Origin of the sequence: Methanolobus sp. WCC4, from assembly GCF_038022665.1 — an archaeon.
GTDB lineage: Archaea > Halobacteriota > Methanosarcinia > Methanosarcinales > Methanosarcinaceae > Methanolobus.
This window is the reverse complement of sequence record NZ_CP150629.1, coordinates 1,051,710-1,072,342: the sequence shown is the minus strand read 5'-3', so window position 1 is coordinate 1,072,342 and position 20,633 is coordinate 1,051,710. Positions and strand designations below refer to the sequence as shown.

Sequence of the window (20,633 nt, the reverse complement as noted above, 5' to 3'; positions counted from 1 at the left end):
TGGAAGCATGGTGAAAGTAATGTTTAAAGAAATATCCAATTACCCATACCGAAAATCGAACTATTTCCTGCCGGAACGGACCACATAGGAACTTATCATTCTGATTCTTTTCATGATAAAATACCTGATACCACCTGAAGAAAGAGGCCTGTGTTTCTTAATGATCAAAACCGGACCTTCGTGCCCTTTAGCCAGGACAGATGGCAGATCACCTATCAGGGAGAAACTGAACCGTCTACCGGAATCACCTATTACCAGTACATCATCTTTTTCAAGATAATCCATTATCGCATTTTCAGTAGAGCTGTTTTCGATCAGATGAGTTGATATATCAACAATAGATCTGTCCTCTGAAATTTTCTCAAGTCCGTCCCGGACAGACCTGTATGAAGTCTCATCATGGTCCGGATGAATAACCCTTAATACATGTAATTCCGAACCGGTACTCTTTGCCAGTCGTTTAGCAAGATACAATCCATGATCAGAGTTATCTTTTCCATTATAAGCGACAACTATGCGCCTTATCTTATCCGGAAGATGACCATTCAATGCAACAAGGTTCTTGCTTGCAGATGATAATACCCTGTGCGAGATATTTCTGACAGAAGGATGGAAATGATCAACCTCGTGCCATCCTATAACGATAAAATCAACATCTTCCAACTCAGCCTGTTCAACTATAGAATTAGTAACATCATGATCAAAAGCCACTATATACTTCCGTTCATGCCCCAGAATTGCAGGAAACTCATCGAACTTCTCCCTTAATGCACCATCCACAGCGATCCTGTTTGCATGGAATGCATCTCTTGCTTCTGCCAGTCCGATCTGCTGAGGAACTTTGATCACATTAAGACCTATGATCTCATCGCCAAGATGGTCTGCAAGATGTAACAGATCATTTTCATGGTTCGGATTTGCTATTGGAACCAATATCCTTATAGCAGAACTGTCCTCCAGGGGAGTTGGATAGATGTTGTCTTCAAGGACATCAAAGATATCATACCTTGGAAAAGCCTTGCCTTTACCATAGTGCTCATACCAGAGTAAACCAAAGACAATAACAACCAATGCAAATACCATAGGAAGTAATCCCATTGCAGGCAGCAGTAAAAGACTGAAAGTAATACCTATGATCTGAGTATAAGGATAGAATGGATCCCTGAACTTTGGCTTATATTCCTCAAGAGACCTTTTTCTAAGTATCAGAACTGACAGGTTGATCAGTACAAAAATAAAGATATTGAACGTGCTGCCAAGCTTTGCTAATTGCTCAACATTGAAAAGCAGCAACAATATTATCATCACAACACCCGTGATCAGAATGGCATTATGAGGAGTGTCGTGCTTTCTATGTATACTGACAAACCAGGCAGGTATCAGTTCGTCCCTGCCCATGGCAAAAGGAAATCTGGAAGAAGACATAATTGCAGCATTGGCAGTGGACAACGTTGCCAGCAGACCACCAATGATTATCAGGATCTTACCAATATCCCCTGCCATCATCTCAGAAACGTCAACTAGTGGTGTCAAAGTGTTCAATGATTGGTCATGCGTCAGACTGCCGCTAACGACCACCATCACTCCAACATAGATAAGAGTGACAACACCCACAGATGCAATAAGAGCACGTGGCAGGTTCTTTGACGGATCCTTCACTTCCTCAGATATAGCTGCAAGCTGTGTAATTCCCAGATATGATATGAAGATAAGACCGGTTGTCGCAAACACAGAACCATATCCATAAGGCATGAAAGGATAGAATTTGTCAGTATCGAACATCATTGTGCCCTTTATGATGAACAACGCAAGGATCAGGAGAAGGAAAATGACAATGATGTTCTGTAATGACCCACTACTCTTTGCTCCACGATAATTTATAAAGAGGAGTAATAAGCCTACACCACTGGCAGTGATAATAACAGGTATGGGTATCAGAACGAAAAGATAATCAGCCAGGCCTATAAGGGCAAAGGAACCTTTGAACACAAGTGCAAGCCACGCTCCAAGCCCGATAACAGCACCAAATGCTGCACCCATTGCCCGGCTTATGAAATAATAACTACCTCCCGCCTTGGGCATACCAGTGGCCAGCTCAGCCATACTGAGAGCTGTTGCCATGGATATGACACCCCCCAGTAAAAAAGAGAGAATAGCTGCCGAACCTGCTGAAGATATCGCTATTCCCGGAAGGATGAAAATACCTGCACCGATCATTGTGCCGGTGCCAATAGCAAATGTCTGGAAGAAGCCCAGACTTCGTCCAAGGCTCTCCTTGGTCCTGATCACGCCCATATTCAGCCTTTATGTAATGAAGTTGCTGTAAATTCTATTGCTGTCAGTTCTATTATATTTATCTGTAAAGAAGATCCACAACTTCCCTTGCAGCATCATCCTCACCAATGACCGTTACGAGATCATCATATTCAAGGACAAGATTACCATTGGCAATGAAAGAATGTTCACCCCTTCTGACCATCAGGAGCAGGCTGTTCTCAGGAAGTTTCAGTTCCTTTATAGCTTTACCTGCGACCTTCGGATTCGTGACCCTTGCCTCAAGGATCTCACCTTCCTCACCGACCTCGCACATAGAGAACATGGATGGTTTCCCTACCATATTATCAAGCACAAGAGCAGTTGTCATCTGAGGACTCATTGACCGGATGGACAGATCCCAGAAAGCATGCAGGTTCTCCACATTGTTCACCCTTGCAACTATCTGCTCCTCATTCATGTTGAATTTGCTCTTTGCGATCTGAGATACCAGCAGGTTGGTGTTGTCCTGATCAGTTGTTGCGACCACATATTTGGCTTTTTCGATGCCTGCAGCCTTAAGGACATTGATATCCTCTGCGTCACCGTGTACCGCACGTATGCCCTGTTTCAACAGGCGCTGGCATCTCTCCTCGGAATTGTCGACTACTACGACATTCTCTCCTCGTTTCTCAAATCTCTCAGCCAGGATCTTTCCGACCTCTCCGCCTCCGATAATAAGTATCTCCATGGGTATAACTCCTAAAAGATTAGCTACTCTCCTTGCTAAAGTACCGGTGGTGATCACCGTTATTATGACTGTCAGAAACACAAGTCCTACAAGCATCTGGCCGCCATAGATATTGAAAGCATCAAGCTTGATTGCAAAGTAGGTCGCAATGGATGCCGGTACGACGCCCCTCGGACCTATGAACGATATGAACAGTTTTTCTTTGGTCCTCAGATGGGAACGTGTAGTGGAACCGAATACGGCCAGAGGGCGTACCAGAACAATGATCAGAAGGACCACTATGATACCGTTCAGGCCGATACCTATGATATCCTCGAACTTCAGCAAGGCTGCAAGAAGTATGAAGATAAGGGATAACATCAACAATACAAGATCGGACTTGAATTCCTTCAATGCCTGCTTATGAGGGACATTTGAAGTCCCGGTAACTATACCGAACACGGCTACAGCAAGTATACCTGATTCATTGCCAAGTAATTCAGATGCAACATATGTTGCCACCACCAGTGTCAGAGTGAAGAGCCTGGCTGTCTGGTCAGTTACAAGTGAACCACTTGAAAGGAACCTTTTCAACAGGCTACCGCTAAGCATTCCAATGGCGATACCTATCACAAGCCTCTGCAATATGAAAGCGACCGCACTGAAACCATTCAGCTGGGAAATGATCCATTCGAACATAAAAGCAGCAAGTATCACACTGGCAGCATCATTGAAGACACCCTCGATCTCAAGGATCTTGCTCACCTTGTGGTTTACGTGTATATTCCTGACAAGAGGAGTTATGACAGTAGGTCCGGTTGCAGCCACCAGAGCTCCGAAGAGAGCTGCAAGTTTCAGTGGCACATCCAATAGAGTATAAGTTATCAGTGTGGCACCTGCAAATGTGATAAGAACACCGATTGTCGTCAGTTTCAAAGCAGTCTTCTGTATCGGCCTGATACTCTTGACATCGATATGAAGAGCACCATCAAATACTATGATGGCAACAGACAGGGATACAATGGCTGTAAGTCCGTCACCGAAAAGTCCCGGATCAATTAGATTCAGGACCTCAGGCCCCACAATTATCCCTTCCAGAAGAAGGAACATGATGATAGGTACTTTGAAATGCTTACTGAGGGTCTGGGCCAGCATGCTCAGAAAGAGCACAGAGACAACCAGTTCCAGAAAATATATCGAATCCACAAACAATCTCCATGTATGCAAAATGATGAAATACGACCTTAATATATGCAGTATGTCTTTTTAGTTATCTGATAGAGCTGTAAATATAAAACTGTAATGCAAAAAATGCAGTCGAACCCTATTCAAAAAGAAAATGCAGATCAGAGATAAAAGCTGCTTCACCGCCAGAAATAACACCTGGCAGATATTGCATACATGCCCTTCACACAATAGTTAAAATAGAAAAACATGATTAAGGGTAGGTAGGAAACAAAACGTTCATCGAACGGATCACAGAGTGATAAAGATGGTCTCAATAAAAGAAGAAGACATTAAAGTTCCATTAGATATTCCGCAGGAAGCGCGTGAAACATACATTAAGAATTACATGGAGATCACCCAGAACACAGGCAGGTTGATGCTCTATGCCGGTGACCAGAAGGTCGAACATCTGAATGATGATTTCTTTGGAGAAGGCATACCTTCTGATGACAACGACCCTGAACACCTTTTCAGGATAGCTGCAAACTCAAAGATAGGCGTCTTTGCAACACAGCTCGGACTCATTGCAAGATACGGAATGGATTACCCCGATGTTCCTTACCTTGTGAAGGTCAATTCCAAATCACATCTTGTAAAGACAAAGGATGATGACCCATTCAGTAACCAGTGGTATGATATCCAGCAGGTTGCACAGTTACGTGACAACAGTGGCCTTAAGATACTTGGTATCGGCTATACGATATACCTTGGAAGCAAATATGAAGCCGAGATGCTCTATCAGGCTGCACAGCTCATCTATGAAGCCCACCAGTATGGTCTGCTCACAGTGCTCTGGATCTACCCAAGAGGAGGAGCCGTAGAGAATGAGAAGGACCCACACCTCATTGCAGGTGCTACTGGAGTCGGAGCATGCCTGAACGCAGACTTTGTGAAGGTCAACTATCCAAAAGGTGACGGTATCCCTGATGAAGAGGCATTCAAGGAAGCTGTGCTTGCAGCCGGAAGGACGAAGGTCGTATGTGCCGGAGGTTCAAGTGATAATCCTGAAGCATTCCTCAGGAAGCTATACGCACAGATCCATGTGAGCGGCGCAGAGGGTAATGCAACCGGAAGGAACATCCACCAGAAAACACTTGACGAAGCGGTCAGGATGTGCAATGCCATCAATGCCATAACTGTTGAAGATGCATCCGTTGAAGATGCTCTGAAGATATACAACAACGAATGATCACATCAGGTACATGTCTGACCATGTACCCTTTTTTCTTTTAATTTCACTTTTTTTATCATGATATGTGAGCATACCTGAAAGGCTGCTGGCACACGGAGATAATTGAAATTTGTATAATATACAAAATATAAAATACTGCAGATAAACAAAAAAAGTATAAATAGATAGAGCGGAATAGAGTTTCCTGCTAAATATAAAGTGTGAACATGGACCTGAAACAGCTTAATTCCAGAAAAGAGACCATCAATAAAAGAATAACCTTTGATGCAGTGTTGATACTTACAGGAATGGCCTTTGTTTCGTTTTTGTTATTCCTCGGAGGAAACACAGGCATCCTGGATAGCATCAGGATCCCATTCAAAGAATGGATACTTTCCGGACTATCGATCATCATCATACTTCTGATGATATCATCATGGATATTCTCATTCAGAAGGTACAGGGATACAATATATGCACTGGAAGAATTCAGCTCCATTGATGCTATGAAAGAGGATTTCATATCAAATCTCAGACATGAACTCAAAACCCCACTTGTACCCATCAAAGGATATTCCGAACTCATCTGTGACGGCACCCTTGGGGATACGACCCAAAAGCAGAAAGATGCATTAAAGAAGATCAATGCCTCATCGGAGAAACTGGAAAGGATCATTGATTCTCTTATTTTCATCAGTGCTGCAAAGTATGGAGAGACCGACTACACATTCACGAGCCTCAGGATAGAGGATCTGATAATGGGTGCCAGTTCCGAAATATCAGGACAACTTGAACAGAAAGGACAGAGGCTGGACACCGATATCCGACATGGATTGCCCTTTATAGAAGGTGACAGGAAATATCTCAAAGAAGTGATTTTGCAGGTACTGGAGAATGCCAGCAAGTTCAGCCCTCCGGATACAACGATCCTGATAGTTGCACATGAAGGTTATAAGAACCTCCATATAAAGATAATAGATAACGGTATAGGCATACCCGAAGATGAGATAGACAATATATTCCAGAGATTCTATCAGGTAGACGGATCAAAGACAAGGCGATATGGTGGCAACGGACTTGGCCTTCATATTGCAAAGACGATCGTTGAAGCGCATAAAGGGAACATCTGGATAGAAAGCACTCTGGAAAAAGGGACAAACGTCCATATAAGATTGCCAGTTCCTGAATACGGAAAGAAAAAATAACTGATCAGGTACTCGCAAAAGCGAATACCAGATAAGGTTTACTCACAGCCACATTCAAAATCGAATCCAAGAAGGAATGTGCCCGTCCCATGAAGATTCTCAAGTCCCATCTTCTCCTTGAGATACTCATCACTTGGAGGGGAAGGAGATGCAAGTATGACATTGCAGACCTTATCAACTTCCTCAACATCCTTGCATGGCTTAGGAGGAAGAACTACGATAAGAGGATTGTTCTTGACATCCATCTTCTTGAGAACACTTGTATCGTATATCACAATATTACCGATCACAAGTTTGTCCTTGCATGCTTTTACCTCTTCCAGTTTTGCCTCGTCATCAAGATCCTGGCCAACAACACAATCATCATGCATGAGGATCACATTGGGACCTTCAGGCCAGCAGAAATCCATGTCTGTGGTAAAGGCAAAGATCACATCGTTCTTCAGTACCGCCTTCACACCTTTATTATCGCCTCTGCCAAGGCCCATAAGAGTCATCTCATCAGCTTTTTTCTCAAGCTCCCTGATGATCTCCCTGTCCTCTTCATTAAGCAAGAGTGTATTTCCTACACCCTTCATTTCCATAATGGCGTTTTTTACATTCTCTATGATCGCATCATTATCCATGAGTAGCCCTTCTTTAATTGATGATTTGCTCTAGTTGAATACTCTTGAGGAGTAATATCCATCCATATTTAAGTATGTCGCATGCAAAAAGTTATTACCTATATAACTAATATACTTAGTGTATCACTTTGAAAAAACCTGCTCTTGGCTCATATATATCCCCTTTTGAAAGCAGGTACTTCAGTGCATTCTCAGCCACCTTTTCAGGTATGTTCCGGGAACCTGTGGCCTTAATGAAATCATGATACTCAAAACCACTGCCATCATCAATACCCTCAAGGACCGACTTGATCACAGAATCAGTATCATCCTCTTCTTCAGGAGCATCGGATACTTCCCTGATAGAACAAAGAGCCTTCTTCACATCGGACATCAATGAATTATAGTACCCTTTATCCTTGTGATAATGATCCAGTGAGAGACATATTCCGCTTGCCAGCGATTCCGGGATATCACAGGACAATAACCATTCCATGGGGCTATCTGCCTCGTTACGCGATGAGAAGAAACGTTCGAACAGTTCCAGGCGATCAAGGGTCATCTCCGCAGTATCGACTATCCAGCGGTCACGTATCAACTCATCGACATAGTTGATCTCTTCCGGTCGCAGCGATACATAGACAGAACCATCCCCTGGCTCATATGAACGAACCTTGCCGAGGACCATCACATAAGAGGGCACCTGCACGTTTGAAAGGAAGACGGATGCATCAGGCTGATAGCTTCCCGAATATACTGTAAAGGCTCCGGTGGGATCGGAGATACGTGCCCTCCATAGTTCCTTTTCACTTCCTGCCTGGTCAGAGAGACGTTCAACCTCGGTGACCACACCTACCACAAGGACCCTGTTGGCCTTAAGGCCTGTAGGCGTTATGAGAAAATTAGGAGAATATATTTCCTGGTCGTCTGATGAAGACGTATTTGAATGGAGATTGAACCTGGAGTCATTGAACTCACTTGCGAACAGCCTGTATGCTACTTCCCTTTCCACCATCAATTATCACATCCTTCACCCATTCTCTCAAGAAGAATATCTATACGCTCCTGGATATCATCCTCCGGGGTCCACACTGACCTTGCCACCAGTGACACGCCGAATTCGTTCTTAGAGGAGTTACCACGAGCTCCAAGGTACTTGCCGGTAAGGACCTTCTTCATATCCTCCAGTACTACATCACCGGATATTGAACCCTGTGTCATCTTCTCGGCATCATCCATGCTTTTCCCATACACAGCCTCGGATAGTTCACGATTCAGCATGAGATGGACCGCACCGGTACCGTCATCAAGTATTGCCTTTATCCGCATATCCATCAGGCAGTCCACTTCACCATGTGACCGGCAGGATGACTTTTGAGTTACACGATTGCATACCGGGCATCTTTGTATGAGACCTGACCCGGACCTGACAGAGATGATATTACCCTTTACAGTGACATCGAACATACCTTCCTTCTCGAGTACCTTTTCTATAGCTACTGGGGAAACTGAACGCCTAACGGATTCCATTGTGAAAGGAAGGTTATCAGTGGATGCCACTTCTTTTAACGATGTCGCATCATTGAAATTGATAGATGGAAGACCACGGAATATCCGTACAGCAGCACCCTCGAAACGAACATAGTTGCCAATGTCGAACTTTCCAAGTGGTACCCATGATGTGAATGGGAGTTTTGCGGTCTCGTCCGCGATCACACCTTCAACAACAGTGACCTCCTCGCCTTTCAGCATGATCTCCCTATGATACATCTCAACTATAAGTACAACAGAACTTGCAAGGACATCTGCAGGAACGATGTCACCCAGTTTCTTAAGAGTTGAATGTGACATCTCCTCTATCCCGGGAAGTTCCTCGTCCTTCAGATAAGTAAGAGTGGAGCGTTTTCCAAAATAGAGTTCCGGACGATTGTTCCAGAGACGTGTATATGCATTCTTTATCCTGATAGCATCCCCCGGCTTAAGGGACATATCATCCCAGCATGTAAAGGAACATATCCCGGTCCCGTCACCAAGTGTTCCTGAAAAGATGGTCTTCTGCTCTCCCTGTATAGACACGGTCTTTTCAATGATATCAATGATACGACCTGATATCTCAATACCGTTCAGTCCGGGAGAAAGCTCCTTGACCTTCACACTGTTCGAAGATGCTGAAGAGTACTTTGACCTCAGGATCCTTTTTGCTTCGTCAAGGGGAACACGGTATCTAAGGAGTTTTTCCAGTTCCTCTCTGATCTCTTCCTTGCTGATGTTTCCAAGCGCCATGGTTAGTTCATCGATATGTGGCGCGATCCTCTCGTCCATATAGGTTCTCCATTATTTGAAGTGCTAATATTGTAGCTCCTGATCGGCAATAAAGATAACCTTGTCCTGATACATACTTCCACCACCAATAGCTGGAAATGTTTATGAACAGGCAGTATGCATATTCTTAACAGATCACTAGAGTGGGAATGGAATTTAGAACCAGCTGACGGTATAGTGGTTCAATGAAAGTTAAAAGATGCCAGTCCGAACTCAAAGTTCAAAACAGGGGAGATAGAATATGCCAAAACTTGCAATAGTATATCTAAGCACACAGGGAAGTACAAAAATGATGGCAGAGGCCATAGCACAGGGTGCACGTGAAAAACATATAGATGTTGACATCGACAACTTCTATGAGTGGGATCCTGCAGATGTTGCTAAATATGATGCGATCTGTATCGGCTCATCTACATTCTACTACACCATGCTCGAGCCAATATCCAAATTCCTGGACAAGCTCATAGATATAGGCATAGAAGGAAAGATAGGGGCTGCCTTTGGATCATATGGATGGAGCGGAGAGGCACCTGTGCAGATAGCTGAGAAGCTCAGAGGGGCAGGAGTTGAGGTCATAGACCCTGTGCTCAGGATACAATACATCCCTAACGAGAAGGATCTTGCGGAGTGCATAAGACTTGGAAAGGACATCGCAGTTAAAATGAAGAAGCATTGATAGTTATAACGTACAATCCTGAAATATAAGTCAGAACATCCCTGATACTACAAAATGTACTCATTCGATGTTAAAAAGTGATTACAAAACTATTTATTGTATTATTTAACTAATCAATGGTTGAGATTCAATTCAATTAAAATTACAGGATATATAAGAGGATATTTATGACGATCATACCATTTGCACCCATAGAGAGAGTAATAAGGAATGCAGGAGCACAGAGAGTTAGTGAGACCGCTGGTGTGGCCCTTACGGAGATACTGGAAGAATACGGACTCGAGATATCAAGGGAAGCCATCAAGCTTGCAGAACATGCAGGAAGAAAGACTGTGAAGGCCGAGGATATCGACCTTGCAAAAGAGATGCTGAACAAGTGATCTCTTAACATCTCATTTTTTAATTTGGTTTTCCTTCGTTCTCTTTCAATTCCCTTTTAGTACCACTCATTGATCACATAGTAGCCAACAGACCCATGCCGGTAAGAGTGACAACGCTGACAACCATTCCGGCTATGAGCACACCTGCAAATATGGCAGGCAACGAATGACGGAACTTTATCCCAAATACAAAAGCTGCTGCACATCCGGTCCAGGCACCTGTGACAGGCAACGGAACAGCTACGAACAGAGTTAAAGCAAGGGTACCGTATCGTTCAAATCTTTCCGAATGATTACGATGGGTCCTGCCAAAGAGCCAGGAGAAGAACCTGTCAAATATAGTATATCTTCGGAGATATTCCGACACCGGACCGAGGAACAGAAGTAACGGAACAACAGGCAACATATTACCCAGTACGGCAAAGGTGAATGCAGATGCAGGAGACATCTCATACACACCCAGTGCAATGGGAATAGCACCCCTTAGCTCGAATATCGGCATTGCCCCTATGATCATAGTGGCAAGCCAGTGAGGAAAAGAGGAAAGTAATTCAATTACCTGTACTTCAAGGCTCAATCAGATCCCTTGCCTGATAAAGCAAAGTGTGCCAGGAGACATTCAAGCTGTATCCTTTCATTGGCACCTTCGGTAAGTCTGAAATCGATCTCACCAATAACATCGATCAACTCCACCATTTTCCTTTCAGGGATATCAACATCGAACATTGCCCTGTATATCTGTCCGACAACGTCCTCACCTGAAAGACCCTGCTCAAGCAGAAGACTATCAAGATGCTTTCTGGATGCACTGAAATTGCCTGAAAGAGCTGTTTCAATGAGTTCCTTCACCTGCTCCGGACGGGCCGTTGCGGTTATCTTGTATATTGCATCCTTGTGAATGGTGTCTGCAATGAGTGCTGCAGCCTGAAGGGCATTTATGGCCTTTCTCATATCACCCTGTGCAACATACTTGATGGCATCCACACCATCATCTGCAATGTCAAGACCTTCGTTCTCTGCCACAAAACGGACACGTTCGGCTACTGCATCATCTGAAAGAGGGCGGAACCTGTAAACAGCACATCTGGACTGTATAGGCTCGATGATCTTGGATGAATAATTACATGAAAGTATGAAACGACAATTATTGGTGTAACGTTCCATGGTACGCCTGAGGGCAGACTGGGCATCTGAGGTCAGAGCATCCGCCTCATCAAGGAAGATTATCTTAAAATCCGCACCACCGATAGGAGTGGTCTTAGCGAAGTTCTTGATCTTGGTCCTTACAACATCAATACCACGTTCATCGGAAGCATTGAGCTCCGTGAAGTTCTCACGCCATGAATCCTCGAAAAGTTCACGTGCGATCGAAACGGAAGTGGCCGTCTTTCCCACCCCTGGAGGACCTGAGAACAGAAGATGTGGAAGGTTCCTTGTCTTTATGTACGACTTCAGCCTTTCTACAGCCTCTTTCTGGCCCACCACGTCATCGAGTTTAAAGGGCCTATACTTTTCGATCCATATCTCTTCTTTAATTTCAAACCCTCCGCATAGAAGTATGCATACCTGCATTAATAGGAAGATGTAGTTTTTTAAGTTTTCGTAGATAAAAAAAAGTCAGCAGGAATTTAATGCCCTGAGGCTTTCCTGCATATTCTGTGTTTTCACTGGTAGGTCATCTTGTAAGCATAAGAGCCAACAACAGGGATCTTGAGAAGTATACCCCTGTATGCTATAATGACAAGTACCAGTATGAAGAACAATGCACCGAATCCAAGGAAATCAGCTATTATCCAGCCAACATAAGGAACCCATCCCACTATGAAGATAAGTAATGAGAGTGGGAGGAATATCAGCAGTGACTGCATTGCATGGAACCTGACAAACTTGTTGTCCGGTTCTATGAGCAGGAAGATTATCCCTGTTATCCAGAAGCCTAAGTAGCTGAGTGCTGCTACGATGTTCTCGTTCAGGCCTATCTTTGTCTTATATGTCATATGATCACCTGATAGCAATTGTATTCTGTGGACATTTCTCCACACATATTCCACATGCTGTACATTTATCCTGATCGATCTTAGCAAGGAACTTCGTGACGGTTATGGCTTCCTCAGGACAGTTCTTCTCGCATATCTTACAGCCGATACAACCTACTGTACAGGACTCCTTTACAGCCTTACCTTTATCGTGTGAAGTACAAAGCACATGTACCTGTTCAGATTCCTTTGCAAAGACCAGTATGTCGTTCGGACATGATGAGATACAGAGACCACAGCTTGTACAGAGGTTCTTGTTCACATGAGGCAAACGGTCCTCGCCTATGGTAAGCGCATCGAACGGACATGCACGGACACAGGTTCCCCTGCCCATACAGCCATAGTTACAGCCTTTCTCACCATCGGAGAGAAGCATTACAGCCTTACAGTCCTCAAAGCCTACATAATCAAAGCGGTCAACGCAATTAAGACCACCGTTACATATGACGAAAGGATACTGCTCCTCGCCTTCTGAGACTTCCTGTCCCAGAATGCCACCGATCTCCTTGGCAACATCAAAACCACCGACAGGACAACCATTGATAGGTGCACCTTCGTTGACCACACGCTCTGCGAAGTCGGCACAGCCTGCGTAACCACAGGCACCACAGTTCGCTCCGGGGAGTATCTCAACGATCTCATCCACGAGAGGATTTGTCTCTACCTTGAACTTCTTGGATGCCACAATGAGCATAACACCAACAGCCAGTCCAAGACCTCCAAGGATTGCTGCTGCCTGTACCAGGAAAGTTACCAGTTCGGTCATATTGGAATCACCCAGAAGTAATTAACAAAGGCCATTGACAGCATGGTCGCGATGAAGAATGCCTGTGGCAGTCCCCTGACGGAAGACGGGATGTTCACAAAGGTCGAACGCTCCCTGATACCTGCCATCATCAACATTACTATGGTATATCCAAGACCTGCTGCAATACCGAAGACAACGCTCTGGATGAAGTTGTACTCGGAACTTACGTTGAGCAATACCACACCAAGTACAGCACAATTGGTCGTGATAAGTGGCAGGTAGATACCCAGTGAACGATAAAGTGAAGGGATGTTCTTCCTGACAACGAACTCTACAAGCTGCACAAGTGCTGCAATGACCACGATGAAACTTATCAGGTCAAGGAATTCCATCTTTGTAGGCACCAGAACGTAGGTGTAGATCAGATACGATACACTGGCTGCCATTGCCATAACGAAGACAACAGCTCCTGACATTCCTGCCGCACTTTTGACATCCTTGGTAACTCCCACAAAGGAGCACAGTCCAAGGAACTGGATAAGCAGGAAGTTCTTAATGAATATACCATCCATCAGGATGGCGAATAATGCCTTTTCTACCATTTTAACCACCCTTTGCTCTCTTCTTTGCTCTCTGATAGTTAACAATTCCCATCAGTGCCCCTATTGTAAGGAAAGCGCCTGGTGGCAATATCATTGTGGTCACGGAAGGATTGATCGGAAGGGTAATGAGAGTGTAGTCGAATGTCACTATCTGTCCCGTTCCAAGGATCTCCCTGATACCACCGATGAGCATCAGTACCAGCAGGAAACCTGTGGATATACCAAGACCATCTATGAAAGAATAGAACACATTGTTCTTGTTAGCATATGCCTCTGCACGGCCGATGATGATACAGTTCACCACAATAAGCGGGATGAACACACCTAACGCCGCATACATGGGCGGGAAATAAGCCTGCATTATCATCTTCACGATCGACACGAAGGTCGCTATGATGATGATGAATATAGGCAATCTTACAGCCGCAGGGATCTGCTTCCTTAAGGCTGAAACGAAAATGTTCGAACATACAAGTACGAATGCCGTACCTGCGGACATACCGATGGCGTTCTCGACTGATGTAGTCACTGCCAGTGTTGGACAGAGGCCCAGAACGAGTCCGAAGATCGGGTTATCTCTTGTAATACCACGAATATATTCACTTAATGGGTCCATAATATCACTCCTCTGCCTCTTTAATTTCACTTATTTTCACATTAAGGGCATCAATTACAGCCTGTGAAGAGATCGTCGCGCCTGTAATAGAGTCTATTGATCCACCTGAACTGGAAAGAGCCAGTGAGGATGTTGGAATATCTACAAATTGACTTCTGAATGGATCATCAACGATCTTTGCACCCAGTCCCGGAGTCTCTTCATGGCTCAGGACATCCATTCCACGAACTGTTGAGAACGTTGAATCCACACCTCCTGCAACAACAAGAGGAGCCTGGGCACCTGCATGTTGCTGGAAGAACGCATAACCTATAATGTTACCTGAGGAGTCCATTGCACGATAATAGAGAACTATCTGATTGCCATCATCATCGACGACATCACTATAGACCTCTTCAAAATTGCCACCTGCTTCAGGGATCAATTCACCTAATATCTCTTTTTTAGAGTTTGCTTCATTTATCTTGAGCTGTTCACTTGTAGGAACATAAGTAATACCTAACATAAGAGCTGCTACAACAGATATGAGGACAAGTTTTCCTATAACTACGGCTGTATCCTTATTGGATTCACTCATTGTTCATCACCTCGAACTTCAGGGAGGAAGGAACCCTGTCCATCACTTTCCTGTAGATCCTTTCCGGAAGGGATTCTGTTCCGAATGATGCCGGCATTGTATTGAGCTCTATGTAAGAACCGACACAGTTCGCAAGGAAGATACCGTACAATACCCCGTCCACATAGTTGGCAAAGTAGCCGTAGATGAAGACAAGTACACCACATACGATACCATAGACAATACGACCATTTTTAGTCACAGGCGAGGTCGGTGCATCGGTCGCAAGGAAAAGGATACCGAAGAAAACAGCGCCTATCATCGCATATGGCAGTTCAGGACTCATGTCAAGGAAAACGAAAAGCTGTGACATGTACATTAGTGGGTTCAGTACACCTTCATGAATAAGGGCCATTACACTGGAAATGAACAACATTATCTGAGGTAATGCCACCAAAGTCACAAAGAATGAAAGAGGAACTCTCCAGTCCACATATCTCTTGTATATAAGATACACGCCTCCGATAAGCAGTATGGGAGAAACACCTGCCATAAGGCCGGCACCATGCTCAAGGAAAAGGTCGGAGAACTGGCCTACATGTGGTATGGATAAAGCTGTCATGTATTGTGGCCATGCACTTTTTATAAAGATCCATGAGACCAGCACCGGATTGAAAATATAGGACCCAATGCCTCCAAACACATGTATTCCAACGGTGATCGCAAAGAAACCGCCAACAACAGGTATCCATATAGGAGCTTCAGGTGGTATCAGCAATGCAAGGAGCAGACCCACCAGAGCTGCATTCCCATCTGATATCGTTACTTTCTGCTTGAGTGATGTCTGTATCACAAATTCAGTTGCAACAGCAGATAATACGGATGCGATAATGATACCTAGGGCTGGAACACCGAAGAAGTATATCGACGCCAGACATAAAGGAAGCAGAGCAATTATCTTGCTTATATTCAATGTCTTGAAATCTAATCTTGTTTTCTTATGAGGGGGAGCTGAAATAGTATACGTCATATCACTCACCTCCACAGCATCCGACCTTCAGATTGGATGACTGCTTTTCAGGCATGTCATTGTATGCCATATCAATAGCATCCTTTGCATACCTGATAAGTTGCAATATATGTATCTTTGAAGGACAGACTGCTGCACAGTCACCACATTCTATACAGTTCTGAATATGGATCTGTCTGCATTCATCAAAACGACCCTGATCTGCCATTACAGCAAGACGACTTGGGATAAGGGAAACGGGACAGACATCCACACAGCGTGCACAATGGATACATGCAATAGATTCATCCCTGATAATCTCTTCAGGTTTCTGCAGGGATATCCTTGTAGTTCCTTTTGTGACAGGGACCTGGTCAGTGTACTGTGCCACACCGGTCCTTACACCATTAGCTATGATCTTACCGATCTCACCTGTGTATCCGAATGAATCGATCACGTCCTTGAAAGGAGTACCGATCTTCACGAGGACATATTCCATCTTACCTGAAACGCCTTCCACAGAAACAACAGTATCGTAGAATGGCTTTCCTTCGTGAACAGCATCGTAAAGGGCTTTTGCGGATTTAACGCCACAGACAGCAACCCCTACATCCGTAGGATCACGGTCGATCTTGACCTTCCTTCCTGTTACACTATAGGTGAAGAAGTTAAGGATCTTCTTACCAAAGATCCGTTCCTGTGAAAGGACGACTATGTCCGAGTTCTGCTCCTTGAAATAATAACCGATCCTGCGGCCACCTACAAGAGGAGCAACCTTCAGTTTCTTGTTACCTACCTCGATACCTTCAAAGGCATCGATAGACGCTTTATCATCGGTCCTGAGCACAATAGCTCCTTTACTGGCACCTGCTGCTTTCATAAGCAGTTTAAGGGCATCCATGACCTGGGATGCATATTCCTTTGGCGTCTTGAAGTTCCCACCTATCCACTCGGAAGATGTCGCATTGATGAGTACGGTGTCTATCTTCTTACCCTTTGGTCTGAGAACAGCATGAGTAGGCATTCCATAGTGTTCCACTATCCCGGACTCCTTTATGAGAGCTGCAAGCTTTTCAGGTGAAAGGTCCTTGCATGGTGAGAACGCGACCGCCTCATTGCTCTCTTCCGGCTGGATGATAACGCTCTTTACCTTGTTACCATCAGGATGAGCTGATTCTTCAATTCCAATTACCTCACCGCAGACACTTGAGTGAACCGAAGATGAGTTGTAGTCCTCGCACTCACCTATCTTCTGCCCCACAAGGACCCTGTCACCCTTTTTCACAAGGGGTTCACAGACAGCACCCCTGTGCTGCCTGAGTGGAATGATGATCTTTTCAGGTAATTTATCCAATGTTCTTATTTCCACAATTAACAACTCCTTAGAACGCAGGTTCCCTTTCTACTTCATCAGGCTTTGCGCCAGGTATGGTCACATCTATCGTCATTGCGGAGAAATCCGTTGGTGGATCGGTCTCTGCCGGATCGGCATCATAGCCCAGTAAGTTCCAGTTGATCACAGGTATAACATCATGACATACGGCACAATCCTGAGTTTCAGTTCCAAAGTGGATATTCTGGAGGGTCTCTGAAGCTGATGCTCCATGACAGTCAGCACATTCAAGAGGATCTGCAATACCTGTCTCTGAACCTGCGATGTTGTGGCTCACCTGATAGTACATTTCCACATGCCTGAGAACAGCATTCGGATAATCCGGAGTACCGTCAGCATTGCCATCATATGAACGCATCTCGTCTTCAGTAACAATACCATCACCGTCTGCATCTGCATCGAGTACCTCATCAGGAGCGATCGGGTTACCGATCACAGCACTTGTGTTAGGATCTGCAAGTACTTCCGCATTGACGCCTTCATCCCACCAGATACCGGTAATTATATTGAATGGTTTGAGAACTGATCCCTCGCTACGTTCCTGGGCTACTGGCAGAAGGTCATAGTAGACACCTGATGACCATCCAAGTGTTGGTGTGAATTCAGACTCATATACCGTATCCTCACGGACACCGTTCTCCCAGCTGAATTCCTTTATTACAGGCGTACCGGTCACATCAGTGCCAGGCAGTGCCGGGATGTGACATGATTCACAACTGATGAACTCAAGGTGAGCATCAACCATTCCGCCATGTGATATACCTTCATGGCATCCGGAGGAATCACAGTCCTTTACACCGGCTTCTATCTCCATATGAACCGATTCGGAAGCAAAGAGATATTCACGGGTACCTATATCGTGCTCTTCTGTCTCATGGCATTCCTGACAGTCCACATCATCGTGAACGTCATATGAAGCTGAATCTTCGAGTGTCCATGAAACAGCTGTTGTTGCAATGTCACCTGTATGACAGTTGCTTCCACAGAGAGCCTTATCCGGTGCACCGTTGACCTCATCGTGAATTTCGGTCACAAGTGGGAGTGGAGCCAGGACATCAAGCACATAGCTTACCACATACAATGGTTCTTTCTGCAATTCTTCCCTTGATTCCTCGATCGCAGCTTCGTTGGCATTCTCGAAATCACCTGTTGCTATGCTTTCCGCACGTGCTTCAAAGTCATATCCTCCAACCTGCTCATGACATATCATACAGTCGATATCCACACCGTAGTCTGCCATGTAGCCACCACCTGGGTGGACCTGCCCATAGGTTACTGCCATGGCATCTGTATCGATGCTGTCAACATCAACACCGTAATCCATGATAGATGACCACTGCTTCAGGTCCTGTTCCACATGAGACGAAACGGAGACTTCATCATAAACACCTGCATGACATCCGCTGCATGAACTGTCGGACCATTTCTGTTCGGTCATGTAATGGGTTGACATAGCTGCATTGCCACTGTAACCAAGATAGGCATATACACCTGCTGCTGCGAACATTACTATGAGGATGCCGATGAGAAGAGTATTATTGATCTTAGCCATGCTATCTCCTCACTTCTCCACGACTTCTTCAAGCTGTCTGACAACAACGATGATATTGTTCCTCAGGTCCTGCTCATTTGTTATCTTCATATCCTTCGAAACATATTTGTCGATCTCGAAAGACTTGCGCACTACACGTACATTAAAATCAAAGACCTTATCAAGGAGCCCCTTTTGCGGAGTGATCCCGAAAAAGTCAACATCCATATGATTGCCAAGTACATTCGCTTTAAGCTCGATCTTGTCAAGAGATGAACCCGGTTTTACGTAAATGATATGATGTTTCACAAAACCAAAGTGTTTCTCTATACCTCTCCAACCGTACTCTTCCATTAGTTGATGAAGGGCGACTACAAGGTACTTATCCTTGCTTGAACTTGTTCCCGTACCTGAACCTGTGCTGGGATTGCTCATTCTACTACTTCCTTCAGATAAATACAAATAATAACGAAAACAGAAGGAAATTACCTTCCGTCTCATCCATGGTACATAACTTTAATATTTAGTTATATCTTTTCATACAACATGAGGTATAAAACTGTTGCCATTGTACTGATAGCGTTTTTCACAGTATTATTCATGATAGATCATGTTTCAGACCCTGTCGCTGACAGCCCCATAGAAGGCGAAAGTTACTCACAAACCAGAAGCCTGATGGACACAACTGTCACTGTATCAGTGACCAGTCCCAATGAAACCTATGCCTCAGAGGTTATTGATCGTGCCTTTGAAAAAATACATTATGTTGACCAGGTCATGAACAATTATGACAATGAAAGTGAGATAGCCCTACTCAATGAACGGAGTACCATCCACGATGCCGACCCGGAACTTGTCTATGTGGTGAGCCGCTCCAAATATTACTCAGAGGTCAGCGATGGCGCCTTTGACATATCCATACAGCCGATACTTGATCTCTGGGCAAGCAAGTACAGCCCCGGCGGGACATACCAGGATCCTACCCCGGAAGAGATCAATGAAACACTCGAACTGGTGAACCACTCTGCCATCGTTGTAGAAGGCAATAGTATAAGCCTTGGCGAGGGCATGAGGATCACACTGGGCGGTGTTGCCAAAGGATTTGCAGTTGACCTTGCGATCGGATCGATCATGGATGATGGCATAAGCTCCGGGTTTGTGAATGCCGGAGGAGATGGAAGATACATAGGTACCAAACCTGATGGCAGCCTGTGGAGAGTAGGACTACAGAACCCGGATAAAAATGAAGATGCCATATCCATCATGGATATCGGGGACATGGCTGTTGCCACAAGCGGAAACTATGAGAGATACTTCAGTGATGCTGCAAAGGTCTCGCACATTGCTGACCCAAGGAACGGATACTCCTCGCAGAACCTCATCAGCGCAACCGTGATAGCAGATACTGCAATGGATGCAGATGCCCTTGCGACCGCTGTATTCGTTCTTGGAGAGGACGAGGGCATGGAGATGATAGAAGAGCTTGATGGAGTAGAGTGTCTGCTGATAACCACAGACAAAAGGATCCTGCGTTCAAGCGGATATTCGAATTATGAGAATCATGCTCAATAGG

The 20,633-nt window shown here is 44.7% G+C and carries 21 protein-coding genes; 5 read left to right on the top strand and 16 right to left on the bottom strand.

Features of this window, described 5'->3' with window-relative positions; translation table 11 throughout:
* Window positions 1-60: 60 nt before the first annotated feature.
* On the bottom strand, window positions 61-2,295 hold the full coding sequence (locus V7O63_RS05375; RefSeq protein ID WP_340820482.1) for an amino acid permease: 2,235 nt from the start codon (window positions 2,293-2,295) through the stop codon (window positions 61-63).
* Window positions 2,296-2,353: 58 nt separating this feature from the next.
* Window positions 2,354-4,189 (bottom strand): cation:proton antiporter, encoded by a 1,836-nt coding sequence (locus V7O63_RS05370; protein WP_340820481.1) that lies wholly within the window; start codon window positions 4,187-4,189, stop codon window positions 2,354-2,356.
* A gap of 286 nt (window positions 4,190-4,475) precedes the next feature.
* On the opposite strand from V7O63_RS05370, the gene V7O63_RS05365 reads away from it, so the two are divergent.
* Both V7O63_RS05365 and V7O63_RS05360 read left to right on the top strand, forming a co-directional pair.
* Window positions 4,476-5,399, top strand: a complete 924-nt coding sequence (locus V7O63_RS05365; protein ID WP_340820480.1) for an aldolase — start codon at window positions 4,476-4,478, stop codon at window positions 5,397-5,399.
* A 209-nt stretch (window positions 5,400-5,608) separates the two neighbouring features.
* Window positions 5,609-6,586: a HAMP domain-containing sensor histidine kinase gene (locus V7O63_RS05360; protein ID WP_340820479.1), complete on the top strand. Its 978-nt coding sequence runs from the start codon at window positions 5,609-5,611 to the stop codon at window positions 6,584-6,586.
* A gap of 38 nt (window positions 6,587-6,624) precedes the next feature.
* Here the strand turns inward: V7O63_RS05360 and V7O63_RS05355 are convergent, their stop codons facing one another.
* From V7O63_RS05355 to V7O63_RS05345, 3 genes are all read right to left on the bottom strand, one after another.
* Window positions 6,625-7,212, bottom strand: coding sequence for a hypothetical protein (locus V7O63_RS05355; RefSeq protein WP_340820478.1), 588 nt, complete (start codon window positions 7,210-7,212; stop codon window positions 6,625-6,627).
* A 115-nt stretch (window positions 7,213-7,327) separates the two neighbouring features.
* A complete protein-coding gene (locus V7O63_RS05350; RefSeq protein ID WP_340820477.1) occupies window positions 7,328-8,206 on the bottom strand; it encodes a DNA-binding protein in 879 nt (292 codons plus the stop codon).
* A complete protein-coding gene (locus V7O63_RS05345) occupies window positions 8,206-9,513 on the bottom strand; it encodes a Single-stranded DNA binding protein (RefSeq protein WP_340820476.1) in 1,308 nt (435 codons plus the stop codon). Before V7O63_RS05345 ends, V7O63_RS05350 begins: the two co-directional genes overlap by 1 nt.
* Before the next feature lie 241 nt (window positions 9,514-9,754).
* Here V7O63_RS05345 and V7O63_RS05340 point away from each other — a divergent pair, with 241 nt between their 5' ends.
* Together V7O63_RS05340 and V7O63_RS05335 are read left to right on the top strand one after the other, a co-directional pair.
* A complete protein-coding gene (locus tag V7O63_RS05340) occupies window positions 9,755-10,189 on the top strand; it encodes a flavodoxin domain-containing protein (RefSeq protein WP_340820475.1) in 435 nt (144 codons plus the stop codon).
* 167 nt (window positions 10,190-10,356) lie between these two features.
* Entirely contained in the window at window positions 10,357-10,569 is a 213-nt protein-coding gene (locus V7O63_RS05335; RefSeq protein ID WP_340820474.1) for a histone family protein, read from the top strand.
* 73 nt (window positions 10,570-10,642) lie between these two features.
* Here V7O63_RS05335 and V7O63_RS05330 read toward each other — a convergent pair whose 3' ends face one another.
* From V7O63_RS05330 to V7O63_RS05280, 11 genes are all read right to left on the bottom strand, one after another.
* Window positions 10,643-11,146 (bottom strand): small multi-drug export protein, encoded by a 504-nt coding sequence (locus tag V7O63_RS05330; protein ID WP_340820473.1) that lies wholly within the window; start codon window positions 11,144-11,146, stop codon window positions 10,643-10,645.
* On the bottom strand, window positions 11,143-12,141 hold the full coding sequence (locus tag V7O63_RS05325; RefSeq protein WP_340820472.1) for a replication factor C small subunit: 999 nt from the start codon (window positions 12,139-12,141) through the stop codon (window positions 11,143-11,145). The genes V7O63_RS05330 and V7O63_RS05325 overlap by 4 nt, the downstream gene beginning before the upstream one ends.
* A gap of 92 nt (window positions 12,142-12,233) precedes the next feature.
* Window positions 12,234-12,566, bottom strand: coding sequence for a hypothetical protein (locus tag V7O63_RS05320; RefSeq protein ID WP_340820471.1), 333 nt, complete (start codon window positions 12,564-12,566; stop codon window positions 12,234-12,236).
* 4 nt (window positions 12,567-12,570) lie between these two features.
* Window positions 12,571-13,371, bottom strand: coding sequence for an Rnf electron transport complex subunit RnfB (gene rnfB / locus V7O63_RS05315; RefSeq protein WP_340820470.1), 801 nt, complete (start codon window positions 13,369-13,371; stop codon window positions 12,571-12,573).
* Complete coding sequence (rnfA, locus tag V7O63_RS05310; protein ID WP_340820469.1) at window positions 13,368-13,955, bottom strand: Rnf electron transport complex subunit RnfA; 588 nt, start codon at window positions 13,953-13,955, stop codon at window positions 13,368-13,370. The genes rnfB and rnfA overlap by 4 nt, the downstream gene beginning before the upstream one ends.
* A 1-nt stretch (window position 13,956) precedes the next feature.
* Window positions 13,957-14,571 (bottom strand): Rnf electron transport complex subunit RnfE, encoded by a 615-nt coding sequence (rnfE, locus tag V7O63_RS05305; RefSeq protein ID WP_340820468.1) that lies wholly within the window; start codon window positions 14,569-14,571, stop codon window positions 13,957-13,959.
* Between the two features lie 4 nt (window positions 14,572-14,575).
* Complete coding sequence (gene rnfG / locus V7O63_RS05300; RefSeq protein ID WP_340820467.1) at window positions 14,576-15,148, bottom strand: Rnf electron transport complex subunit RnfG; 573 nt, start codon at window positions 15,146-15,148, stop codon at window positions 14,576-14,578.
* Window positions 15,141-16,157 (bottom strand): Rnf electron transport complex subunit RnfD, encoded by a 1,017-nt coding sequence (gene rnfD, locus V7O63_RS05295; protein WP_340820466.1) that lies wholly within the window; start codon window positions 16,155-16,157, stop codon window positions 15,141-15,143. The genes rnfG and rnfD overlap by 8 nt, the downstream gene beginning before the upstream one ends.
* A gap of 1 nt (window position 16,158) precedes the next feature.
* Window positions 16,159-17,505, bottom strand: coding sequence for an Rnf electron transport complex subunit RnfC (rnfC, locus tag V7O63_RS05290; RefSeq protein WP_340820465.1), 1,347 nt, complete (start codon window positions 17,503-17,505; stop codon window positions 16,159-16,161).
* Window positions 17,506-17,518: 13 nt separating this feature from the next.
* Window positions 17,519-19,081, bottom strand: a complete 1,563-nt coding sequence (gene mmcA / locus V7O63_RS05285; protein ID WP_340820464.1) for a methanogenesis multiheme c-type cytochrome — start codon at window positions 19,079-19,081, stop codon at window positions 17,519-17,521.
* Between the two features lie 9 nt (window positions 19,082-19,090).
* Window positions 19,091-19,495, bottom strand: a complete 405-nt coding sequence (locus V7O63_RS05280) for a hypothetical protein (RefSeq protein ID WP_340820463.1) — start codon at window positions 19,493-19,495, stop codon at window positions 19,091-19,093.
* A gap of 111 nt (window positions 19,496-19,606) precedes the next feature.
* On the opposite strand from V7O63_RS05280, the gene V7O63_RS05275 reads away from it, so the two are divergent.
* Window positions 19,607-20,632 (top strand): FAD:protein FMN transferase, encoded by a 1,026-nt coding sequence (locus V7O63_RS05275; RefSeq protein WP_340820462.1) that lies wholly within the window; start codon window positions 19,607-19,609, stop codon window positions 20,630-20,632.
* Window position 20,633: the final 1 nt, after the last annotated feature.

What these genes read in the sequence shown, in the direction of transcription:
- V7O63_RS05365 (WP_340820480.1), top strand. Translation starts at nt 4,476, where the DNA reads ATGGTCTCAATAAAAGAAGAAGACATTAAAGTTCCATTAGATATTCCG.
- V7O63_RS05320 (WP_340820471.1), bottom strand. Translation starts at nt 12,566, where the DNA reads ATGACATATAAGACAAAGATAGGCCTGAACGAGAACATCGTAGCAGCA.
- V7O63_RS05340 (WP_340820475.1), top strand. Translation starts at nt 9,755, where the DNA reads ATGCCAAAACTTGCAATAGTATATCTAAGCACACAGGGAAGTACAAAA.
- V7O63_RS05275 (WP_340820462.1), top strand. Translation starts at nt 19,607, where the DNA reads ATGAGGTATAAAACTGTTGCCATTGTACTGATAGCGTTTTTCACAGTA.
- V7O63_RS05325 (WP_340820472.1), bottom strand. Translation starts at nt 12,141, where the DNA reads ATGCAGGTATGCATACTTCTATGCGGAGGGTTTGAAATTAAAGAAGAG.
- V7O63_RS05375 (WP_340820482.1), bottom strand. Translation starts at nt 2,295, where the DNA reads ATGGGCGTGATCAGGACCAAGGAGAGCCTTGGACGAAGTCTGGGCTTC.
- rnfD (WP_340820466.1), bottom strand. Translation starts at nt 16,157, where the DNA reads ATGACGTATACTATTTCAGCTCCCCCTCATAAGAAAACAAGATTAGAT.
- mmcA (WP_340820464.1), bottom strand. Translation starts at nt 19,081, where the DNA reads ATGGCTAAGATCAATAATACTCTTCTCATCGGCATCCTCATAGTAATG.
- rnfA (WP_340820469.1), bottom strand. Translation starts at nt 13,955, where the DNA reads ATGGTAGAAAAGGCATTATTCGCCATCCTGATGGATGGTATATTCATT.
- V7O63_RS05280 (WP_340820463.1), bottom strand. Translation starts at nt 19,495, where the DNA reads ATGAGCAATCCCAGCACAGGTTCAGGTACGGGAACAAGTTCAAGCAAG.
- V7O63_RS05350 (WP_340820477.1), bottom strand. Translation starts at nt 8,206, where the DNA reads ATGGTGGAAAGGGAAGTAGCATACAGGCTGTTCGCAAGTGAGTTCAAT.
- rnfE (WP_340820468.1), bottom strand. Translation starts at nt 14,571, where the DNA reads ATGGACCCATTAAGTGAATATATTCGTGGTATTACAAGAGATAACCCG.
- V7O63_RS05360 (WP_340820479.1), top strand. Translation starts at nt 5,609, where the DNA reads ATGGACCTGAAACAGCTTAATTCCAGAAAAGAGACCATCAATAAAAGA.
- rnfB (WP_340820470.1), bottom strand. Translation starts at nt 13,371, where the DNA reads ATGACCGAACTGGTAACTTTCCTGGTACAGGCAGCAGCAATCCTTGGA.
- V7O63_RS05335 (WP_340820474.1), top strand. Translation starts at nt 10,357, where the DNA reads ATGACGATCATACCATTTGCACCCATAGAGAGAGTAATAAGGAATGCA.
- rnfG (WP_340820467.1), bottom strand. Translation starts at nt 15,148, where the DNA reads ATGAGTGAATCCAATAAGGATACAGCCGTAGTTATAGGAAAACTTGTC.
- V7O63_RS05355 (WP_340820478.1), bottom strand. Translation starts at nt 7,212, where the DNA reads ATGGATAATGATGCGATCATAGAGAATGTAAAAAACGCCATTATGGAA.
- V7O63_RS05345 (WP_340820476.1), bottom strand. Translation starts at nt 9,513, where the DNA reads ATGGACGAGAGGATCGCGCCACATATCGATGAACTAACCATGGCGCTT.